Here is an 8,213-nt window from a genome sequence, read left to right as displayed (position 1 = left end):
GGTCGCCGTCGCCTGCTCGGTGGCGGTCGGCTCCGCGGTGGCGGTCGGCTCCTCCGCGGACGCCGTCGCCGTGGGCTGGGCGGTCGCCGTGGTGCCGGTCGACGCCTCCTGCTTGAAGACCTGGCGGAAGTACAGCTGTGCGGTCTTGCCGACCATCTGCACCAGTTCGTCCTGCTGGACGTTCGGCACCGAGACCACGATCTGGCGGTCGCCGGAGGTGGTCACCTCACTCTCGCCGACACCGATCGAGTCCACCCGCTGCTGGATGATCGTCCGTGCCAGTTCGAGGCTCTTGGCGTCGACGCCGCCGGTCCCACTCACGTTGGAGGCGGTCAGGGTGATCGTGCTGCCGCCGCGCAGGTCGAGGCCGAGCTTGGGCGTCCAGATGTTGTTCCACGCCATCACCCCGAACAGCGCCGCGATGACCAGCGCGAGGAGAATCAGGGTGCGCAGCGGATGCGCGTGTTTCCTGCTTGTCGTAGCCACGTGAAACCTGAATCGCTCAGTTCTTGTCGGTGCCGGGATCGTCGCTGCCCGGCGTGTCCCAGGTCGTCTCGGCGACATCGGAGGCCGGGTCGGCGACCGGAGCGTCCGGGGCGGCCTGCGGCTCCGATGCGATCGGGCCGGTCAGCGACGACGCATCGTCGGGGATGACGACCGGTCCGGCCGGCTCCTCGGCCGCCGCGTCGTCGTCGGCGTACTCGAACTCGTCGGTCACCGGCTGCGGGCTGATCGCACGCTTGTCGACGGTCATCTCGACCCCGGGGGAGATCTCGACGACGGCCTGCTTGTCGCCCACGTACTTGACGGTGGCGAGGATGCCTGAGATCAGCATGACGCGCGAGCCCGGCTCGAGCGAACTCATCAGGTCCTTCTGTTCCTTCTGGCGCTTCTGCTGCGGCCGGATCATCAGGAAGTACAGCACTCCGCCCGCCAGGACGAACAGGAGCACGGTGGACCACATGTCTGAGCCCATTGGCGATTACCTCACGTTCACTCAAGTAGGGGGCGGCGTCGCCGCCGAAGTCGTAGCCTAGCGCCGCAAGCTGGGAATACCCATTTGGCGTCTCCGCCGCCGGCTCACTCGCCGCTGAACAGGTCGGGCGGGTCCGGCGGCGTTCCGGTGGCCGCCGGCGGCGTGAGCCCGAGGTGCGCCCACGCCCTTCGGGTGGCCACGCGCCCGCGCGGCGTGCGCATCAGGAAGCCCTCCCTGACCAGGAACGGCTCCGCAACCTCCTCGATGGTCTCCGCCTCCTCCGCCACCGCCAGCGCGAGCGTGGTCAGCCCGACCGGCCCGCCGCCGAAGCCGCGGCACAGCGCGTCCAGCACCGCGCGATCGAGCCGGTCCAGGCCGAGCGGATCGACCTCGTACAGTTCGAGCGCCGCGGCCGCGACCCGCCGGGTGAGCCGCCCGTCCGCCTTGACCAGTGCGTAGTCGCGGACGCGCCGCAACAGCCGGTTCGCGATCCGGGGCGTCCCCCGGGACCGGGAGGCGATCTCGGTTGCGGCGTCGGCGTCCAGGGTGATCCCCAACAGCACGGCCGAGCGGCGCAGGATGTCCTCGAGGTCGGCCGCGGCATAGAAGTCGAGCTGCGCGGTGAAACCGAACCGGTCCCGCAGCGGCCCGGGCAGCAGTCCGGCACGCGTGGTCGCACCGACCAGGGTGAACCGGGGGATGTCCAGCGGGATCGCGGTGGCTCCGGGTCCCTTGCCGACGACCACGTCGACCCGGAAGTCCTCCATGGCCAGGTAGAGCATCTCCTCCGCGGGCCGGGACATCCGGTGAATCTCGTCGAGGAAGAAGACCTCGCCCTCGGCGAGACCGGACAGGATCGCCGCCAGGTCGCCGGCGTGCTGGATCGCCGGGCCCGAGGAGATCCGGATCGGGGCGCCCATCTCGGCCGCGATGATCATCGCCAGCGTGGTCTTGCCCAGCCCCGGAGGACCGGAGAGCAGGACGTGGTCGGGCGTGGCGCCGCGGTGCCGGGCGGCGGCCAGCACCAGCCCGAGCTGGTCACTGACCCGGCGCTGGCCGCCGAACTCGGCCAGCGAGGACGGGCGCAGGGCCGACTCGGCGGCCTGCTCGTCGCTGTGGACGTACGGGTCGAGCGGATCGGTCTGCGTGGACGGCACGTCGGACACTCTGCCAGACCCCGCTCACCGGGCCAGGCTGCGCAGCGCGGCGCGGAGCAGGACGGCCACGGGCGAGTCCGGCTTCTCCGCGGCCAGCGGAGCGACCTGGTCGCAGGCGGACTCCGCGTCCCTGCTGGAGTAGCCCAACCCCTCCAGCCCCGCACGGACCTGCTCGCGCCAGTCGCCGCCCGTGGCCGCGAGCACGTCCGGGCCCCCGCTGCCGGCCAGGATCGCCACCTTGTCCTTCAATTCGAGGACGAGTCGCTGGGCGCCCTTGGGGCCGATCCCCGGGACCCGGGTGATCGCGGCGACGTTGCTGCCGGCCACCGCCGCGCGGAACTCGCCGGGGGTGAACACCGACACGACCGCCTGGGCGATCTTGGGCCCGATGCCGGTGGCGCCCTGGACGAGTTCGAAGCAGTCCCGCTCCCCCGGCTCGGCGAACCCGTACAGGGTGAGCGAGTCCTCCCGCACCACCAGCGAGGTGTACAGCGTGACCGTCGAGCCGACCGCGACCGATCCGGCGGTCGACGGCGTGCACAGCGCCTTCACCCCGAACCCGGACAGGTCGACGACGACCCAGGTGCCGCCGATCGCCGCGACGGTTCCGGTGAGCTGGGAGATCATGCCGTCGCCCTCCGGGCCTGCGCCTGCTGCGCCCGCGCCTGCTCCTGGCGGGCGACCGCCTGCGCGATCCGGTCCTCGCCACCGCCCCGCCACAGGTGGCAGATCGCCAGCGCGACCGCATCCGCGGCGTCGGCGGGACGCGGCGGGGCCTCCAGCTTGAGGATGCGGGCGACCATCGCCCCGACCTGGGCCTTCTCCGCCCGGCCGGACCCGGTGATGGACGCCTTCACCTCGGTCGGGGTGTGGGTGTGGACGGGCAGGCCGGCCCTGGCGGCGACCAGCATGGCCAGACCGGAGGCCTGCGCCGTCCCGATCACCGAGAGCACGTTCTGGTCGGCGAACACCCGCTCGACGGCGACGACCTCCGGTCGGTGCTCACGCACCCAGGTGGTGAGCCCCTCCTCGATCCTGAGCAGCCGCAGCGGGAGGGCGAGGTCGGCGGGGGTCGTGATCACCCCGACCGCGACCAGCCGGGGCGGCCGGCCCGGCGTGCCCTCGATCACCCCGACGCCGCAGCGGGTCAGGCCGGGATCCACTCCGAGTACACGCATCTCCCGCTTCCCGCCGTCCGAACAGATGTTCGGATACTAGCGGTGCGGTGCCCGCCCGCGGCGGCTGCCACGCCGGTCGGCGCGGTCACTCGTCGAGCTGGGCGCCGATCTCGTCGGGCACGTCCTCGTTGCTGTACACGTTCTGCACGTCGTCGAGGTCCTCGATCGCGTCCAGGAGCCGGAACAGCTTCTCCGCCGCCTCCCTGGTGTCGATGGCCTGGGTGTACTGGGGCACGAACTCCACCTCGGCCGACTCGTAGTCGAGGCCGGCGGCCTGGACGGCCTTGCGGACCTCGACGACGGCGTTCGGGTCGCTGATCACGCGGAAGTTCTCGCCGTCGTCGGACACGTCCTCCGGGTCGGCGTCCAGGGTGGCCTCGAGGAGGTCGTCCTCGCTGAGGGTGCGCCCGGTCTGGGCCTTGGCGACCTCCACGACGCCCTTGCGGTCGAAGATGCGCGAGACCGAGCCGACGTCGGCCATCGTGCCGCCGTTGCGGGTCACCGCCACCTTCACGTCGGAGGCGGAGCGGTTGCGGTTGTCGGTGAGGCACTCGATCAGGATCGCCACGCCCGCCGGCCCGTAGGCCTCGTAGGTCAGCGCGGTGTAGTCCACGGCGTCGCCACCGACGCCGCCTCCGCGCTTGACCGCGCGGTCGATGTTGTCGACCGGCACGGAGTTCTTGCGCGCCTTCTGGATCGCGTCGTAGAGGGTGGGGTTGCCGGACGGGTCGGCGCCGCCGGTCCGCGCGGCGACCTCGATGTTCTTGACCAGCTTGGCGAACAGCTTGCCCCGCTTGGCGTCGATCGCCGCCTTCTTGTGCTTGGTGGTGGCCCACTTGGAGTGACCGCTCATGTACTACCCGTCCGTCGTCGCTGGTGGCTTTTGCGCGCCTCAGTCTAGGCCACCTAGTCTGCCGACCATGAGCGAGCGGGTGCACGGGGAGTACAAGGTGCCGGGCGGCAAGCTGGTGGCCGCGGACCTGGAGGTCGTCGACGGCCGGCTGGCGCAGGTCAGGGTCAGCGGCGACTTCTTCCTCGAACCCGACGAGGCGCTCGACGTGATCGACCGGGCCCTGGCCGGAGTGAACGTCGACACGGTCCCTTCCGAGCTCGCCGCGCGGGTGGACGACGAGTTGGCCAGGGCCGGCGCGGAGGGCTCGATCAGCCTGCCGATCACCATGGTGGGCTTCGACTCGCGCGCCGTGGCGATGGCGGTCCGGCGCGCGCTCGGACGGTCCACGAACTGGTCGGACCACACCTTCACCTACCTCGACACAGGCGTCCTCGAGCCGGCCGAGCACGCGGCGCTGGACGAGGTGCTGTCCCGCGAACTGGCTGCCGGGCGGCGCGGACCGACGCTGCGATTCTGGGAGTGGCGCAACCCCGCTGTCGTGATCGGGTCGTTCCAGTCGCTGGGCAACGAGGTGGACGCCGAGGCTGCGGCCGAGCTGGGCGTGCAGGTCGTCCGCCGGGTGTCCGGCGGTGGCGCCATGTTCATGGAGGCCGGCAACTGCATCACCTTCTCCCTCGTGGTGCCGGAGACTCTCGTGGACGGGATGAGCTACGAGGCGTCCTATGCGTTCCTGGACGAATGGGTGCTGAAGGCGCTGGGCGAGGTGGGGGTCGAGGCGCACTACGCCGGACTGAACGACATCGCGTCGTCGGTGGGCAAGCTCGCCGGCGCCGCGCAGAAGCGGTTCGTCGGGGGTGCGGTGCTGCACCACGTGACGATGGCCTACGACATCGACGCCGACAAGATGCTGCAGGTGCTGCGGATCGGTCGGGAGAAGCTGTCCGACAAGGGCACGAAGAGCGCGAACAAGCGGGTCGACCCGGTGCGGTCGCAGACCCACCTGCCCAGGCAGGACGTGATCGCCTCCTTCCTGGACACGTTCCGTCGTGAGTACCGCACGGTCGACGACACCCTCACCGCGGAGGAGAGGGAGGCGGCCCGCGAGCTCGCCCGCACGAAGTTCCTCGACCCGACCTGGACGGCCCGGGTCCCGTGACCGGCCAGCCCCGGACCGGCGGTCAGCGGACGGTCCAGGCGTCCGACCTGGCGATGTCTCCGTCGAGGGCGCCGACCCCCGAGCCGGAGAAGCGGGCGTTGCTGGTGTACTGCCAGATCGACCAGCCGCCGAAGTCCGCCCAGGGACCGACCTTCGGCTGCGCGGCAGGAATCCGGCCGTTGTCGGTACCCCACGAGGCGACCCAGAGCCGCGCGAGCGGGGCGACGTCCTGCCAGTAGTAGGCGCCGTCGACCTTCTTCGACGCGGCGTTCGCGCTCATGTAGACGTAGAGGTTGGCCTGGTAGCCGGCACCGGTCAACAGGGTGCGCACGGCGCTGAGGAAGGCGGCGGCCTCCTCCGGGTTCCAGGCCCTCAGCTTCTTGGTGTACTTCTTGCCGTCGTAGGTGCGCGTCCAGGCCTTGCCTGCCTCGATGTCCAGCACCAGCGGGTCGGTGCTCGACGTCGTGTAGTGGCCGTCGGCCTTCAGCCACGTCACGAACTGCCGTGCGGAGTCCTCGGTCGTGTAGCCGCCGGCGAACAGCTGCTTCCTGGTGGTGTCGATCTCGTCGATCCAGCCGTTGAACCAGTAGTGGCCCAGGGACAGCCCCGCCTTCGTGGCCTGGCCGGCGAGGCGGGCGTACGCGCAGTCCTGGGTCACCGGCTTCGCGCCCATCTTCTTCGCCCGGTTCGTGCAGGCGTCCACATACGGCTGCCGGATCGGGCGGGCCCCGCTGCCCAGCCGCAGCAGGGTGAACCCGTCCTCGCCCGCCCACGCGGCAACGGCCTTCATGTCGATCCGGCTCGTCGGGGTGTACTGGTAGGCGGAGAGGTCCACGCCCTGGCTGAGCCCGGTCAGCCCGAACGCCTTCTCCGCGTCCTTCGCCGGCGTCCTGGTCGGCTTCAGGACGGTGAAGGTCACCGTCTTCGACGTGTCCTTGCCGAGCCTGCCGGTGACCACCACGCGGAACTGGGTGCCGCTGGCCCACACCGACGCCTTCGCCTTGTAGGAGCGGGACGTCGCGTGAGCGACGGTCCTCCAGGCCTTCCCCGCGCCGGCCCGGTGCTGCCACCTGTAGGACAGCGAGGTGCCGGCGGCCTTCACGGTGAACGTGGCCGTCGTGGTGGTGCCGTACTTGCCGACCTTCGCGCTCTTCGGCTCGGAAGTGATGCTCGTCTGCACGACGGCGGCCGGCACCCCGGAGGCGGACAGGACACCGCCGACCGTGTGCACGGCGGGGGCGCCGGCGGCCTGGGACGGCGACGGGGTGGACAGCGTGCAGGCGGCCAGCACCGAGCCGAACATCGCCACCGCAATGGCCTTGGGGATTCGCTTCACGAGCTGGGTCACGAGCTGTCGGGCCTTCGTCCTCGGCACGCGGGACGATGCCCGCCGGGTCCCGGCGATCGTAACCCGGCCGCACGCCGAGGTCTCCCGGGGCGGCCTGCCGGCCCGCGATAGCTCGACCTCGGGTGCAGGGATCACACCCTCCTGCCGCTCGGCCACGGGGTCGTCGTCGTGATCGCGACCAGTCCGGAGCCCGCCCGGATCGGTCGGCTGGGCTCTGGGCGCTCGGCCCGGGCCGCGACCGGCTCGGCCTCAGTCATCCGCCGCGCAGGCCCGCAGCGCCTCGGCGATGGTGAAGTTCCCGACGTACAGGGCGGTGCCGACGATCGCCCCCTCCACGCCGAGCGGGACGAGCCCGCGCAGCGCCCGCAGGTCGTCGAGGCTCGACACGCCGCCGCTGGCCACCACCGGGGCGTCGGTGCGCGCGCAGACGTCCGCGAGCAGCGCGAGGTTCGGGCCGCTGAGCATGCCGTCGCTGGCCACGTCCGTGACCACGTAGCGCGAGCAGCCGGCCGCATTCAGCCGGTCGAGGGTCTCCCACAGCTCGCCCCCCTCACGCGTCCACCCGCGGGCGGCCAGGCGGGTGCCGCGCACGTCGAGGCCGATCGCGATCCGGTCGCCGTGTTCGCCGATGATCCGGTCGCACCAGGCAGGGTTCTCCAGTGCGGCGGTACCGATGTTCACCCTGCGGCACCCTGTGGCCAGAGCCCGCTCCAGGCTCGCGTCGTCCCTGATCCCCCCGGACAGCTCCACGTCGAGCTCCATCGCGGCGGTGATGTCGGCGATCACGCCGGCGTTGCTTCCCCTGCCGAACGCCGCGTCGAGATCGACCAGGTGCAGCCAGGACGCGCCCGCGTCCTGCCACCGGCGGGCGGCGGTCAGCGGGTCGCCGAAGACCTTCTCCGACCCGGCCACCCCCTGGGTGAGCTGGACGGCCTGGCCGCCCTGCACGTCGACGGCGGGCAGCAGCACGAGATCGTTCATGGTTCCTCTCCGGGACGAGACGACTGACGGGTCAGGCGTGCACGAGCGTGGCGACCCAGTTGCGGAGCAGGCGCGCACCGGCCGCCCCGGACTTCTCCGGGTGGAACTGCGTGGACCACAGCGGGCCCCGCTCGACCCCGGCGACGAACCGGTCACCGCCGTGTTCGGCCCAGGTGATCAGGGCATCGGCGGGCCAGCCGGTCGTGGCGTGCACGCCGTAGGAGTGCACGAAGTAGAACCGCTCGCCCGCCACGCCGGCGAACATCCTGCTGTCCGGCGGGGGCGAGACCGTGTTCCAGCCCATGTGTGGCAGTGGGGAGGCGTCCAGCCGCTCCACCACCCCCGGCAGCACCCCGACCCCGGAGGCCTGGGCGCCGTGCTCGACGCCCAGGTCGAACAGCACCTGGTGGCCGACGCAGATGCCGAGCACCGGCTTGGCCGCCGCGAGCCGAGCGCGGATCAGCTCCGGGCCGGCCACGTCCGCCAGCCCCGCCATGCACGCGGCGAACGCGCCGACGCCCGGCACCACCAGACCGTCCGCGGCCAGCGCCGCGCCGGCGTCGG

9 protein-coding genes and 1 pseudogene are annotated in these 8,213 nt (G+C 71.8%); 1 reads left to right on the top strand and 9 read right to left on the bottom strand.

Annotation, left to right across the window (positions count from 1 at the left end; translation table 11 throughout):
• From QM633_RS16060 to QM633_RS16035, 6 genes and pseudogenes are all read right to left on the bottom strand, one after another.
• Positions 1–486: pseudogene (locus QM633_RS16060) on the bottom strand (protein translocase subunit SecD); the annotation flags it as partial.
• A gap of 16 nt (positions 487–502) precedes the next feature.
• Positions 503–976: a preprotein translocase subunit YajC gene (yajC, locus tag QM633_RS16055; RefSeq protein ID WP_415154864.1), complete on the bottom strand. Its 474-nt coding sequence runs from the start codon at positions 974–976 to the stop codon at positions 503–505.
• A 104-nt stretch (positions 977–1,080) separates the two neighbouring features.
• Entirely contained in the window at positions 1,081–2,133 is a 1,053-nt protein-coding gene (gene ruvB / locus QM633_RS16050; protein ID WP_415154862.1) for a Holliday junction branch migration DNA helicase RuvB, read from the bottom strand.
• Between the two features lie 24 nt (positions 2,134–2,157).
• Positions 2,158–2,760 (bottom strand): Holliday junction branch migration protein RuvA, encoded by a 603-nt coding sequence (gene ruvA / locus QM633_RS16045; protein WP_415154860.1) that lies wholly within the window; start codon positions 2,758–2,760, stop codon positions 2,158–2,160.
• Entirely contained in the window at positions 2,757–3,311 is a 555-nt protein-coding gene (ruvC, locus tag QM633_RS16040; protein WP_415154858.1) for a crossover junction endodeoxyribonuclease RuvC, read from the bottom strand. The genes ruvA and ruvC overlap by 4 nt, the downstream gene beginning before the upstream one ends.
• A gap of 85 nt (positions 3,312–3,396) precedes the next feature.
• Positions 3,397–4,164 (bottom strand): YebC/PmpR family DNA-binding transcriptional regulator, encoded by a 768-nt coding sequence (locus tag QM633_RS16035; RefSeq protein WP_415154856.1) that lies wholly within the window; start codon positions 4,162–4,164, stop codon positions 3,397–3,399.
• A 67-nt stretch (positions 4,165–4,231) separates the two neighbouring features.
• Between QM633_RS16035 and QM633_RS16030 the strand changes: the two genes are divergently transcribed.
• Positions 4,232–5,320, top strand: coding sequence for a biotin/lipoate A/B protein ligase family protein (locus QM633_RS16030; RefSeq protein ID WP_415154854.1), 1,089 nt, complete (start codon positions 4,232–4,234; stop codon positions 5,318–5,320).
• Between the two features lie 22 nt (positions 5,321–5,342).
• On the opposite strand, the gene QM633_RS16025 is transcribed toward QM633_RS16030, so the two are convergent.
• The 3 genes from QM633_RS16025 to hisH all read right to left on the bottom strand — a co-directional run.
• Positions 5,343–6,668: a GH25 family lysozyme gene (locus QM633_RS16025; protein WP_415154852.1), complete on the bottom strand. Its 1,326-nt coding sequence runs from the start codon at positions 6,666–6,668 to the stop codon at positions 5,343–5,345.
• Positions 6,669–6,917: 249 nt separating this feature from the next.
• On the bottom strand, positions 6,918–7,649 hold the full coding sequence (gene priA, locus QM633_RS16020) for a bifunctional 1-(5-phosphoribosyl)-5-((5-phosphoribosylamino)methylideneamino)imidazole-4-carboxamide isomerase/phosphoribosylanthranilate isomerase PriA (RefSeq protein ID WP_415154850.1): 732 nt from the start codon (positions 7,647–7,649) through the stop codon (positions 6,918–6,920).
• A gap of 31 nt (positions 7,650–7,680) precedes the next feature.
• Positions 7,681–8,213: imidazole glycerol phosphate synthase subunit HisH (gene hisH, locus QM633_RS16015; protein ID WP_415154848.1), on the bottom strand; the 533-nt coding region annotated here is incomplete at its 5' end.

Source organism: Propionicimonas sp. (assembly GCF_047606205.1).
In the GTDB taxonomy this organism is placed as follows: domain Bacteria; phylum Actinomycetota; class Actinomycetes; order Propionibacteriales; family Propionibacteriaceae; genus Propionicimonas.
This window is presented reverse-complemented; position numbering and strand designations above follow the sequence as displayed.

What these genes read in the sequence shown, in the direction of transcription:
- ruvC (WP_415154858.1), bottom strand. Translation starts at nt 3,311, where the DNA reads ATGCGTGTACTCGGAGTGGATCCCGGCCTGACCCGCTGCGGCGTCGGG.
- priA (WP_415154850.1), bottom strand. Translation starts at nt 7,649, where the DNA reads ATGAACGATCTCGTGCTGCTGCCCGCCGTCGACGTGCAGGGCGGCCAG.
- QM633_RS16035 (WP_415154856.1), bottom strand. Translation starts at nt 4,164, where the DNA reads ATGAGCGGTCACTCCAAGTGGGCCACCACCAAGCACAAGAAGGCGGCG.
- QM633_RS16030 (WP_415154854.1), top strand. Translation starts at nt 4,232, where the DNA reads ATGAGCGAGCGGGTGCACGGGGAGTACAAGGTGCCGGGCGGCAAGCTG.
- ruvA (WP_415154860.1), bottom strand. Translation starts at nt 2,760, where the DNA reads ATGATCTCCCAGCTCACCGGAACCGTCGCGGCGATCGGCGGCACCTGG.
- yajC (WP_415154864.1), bottom strand. Translation starts at nt 976, where the DNA reads ATGGGCTCAGACATGTGGTCCACCGTGCTCCTGTTCGTCCTGGCGGGC.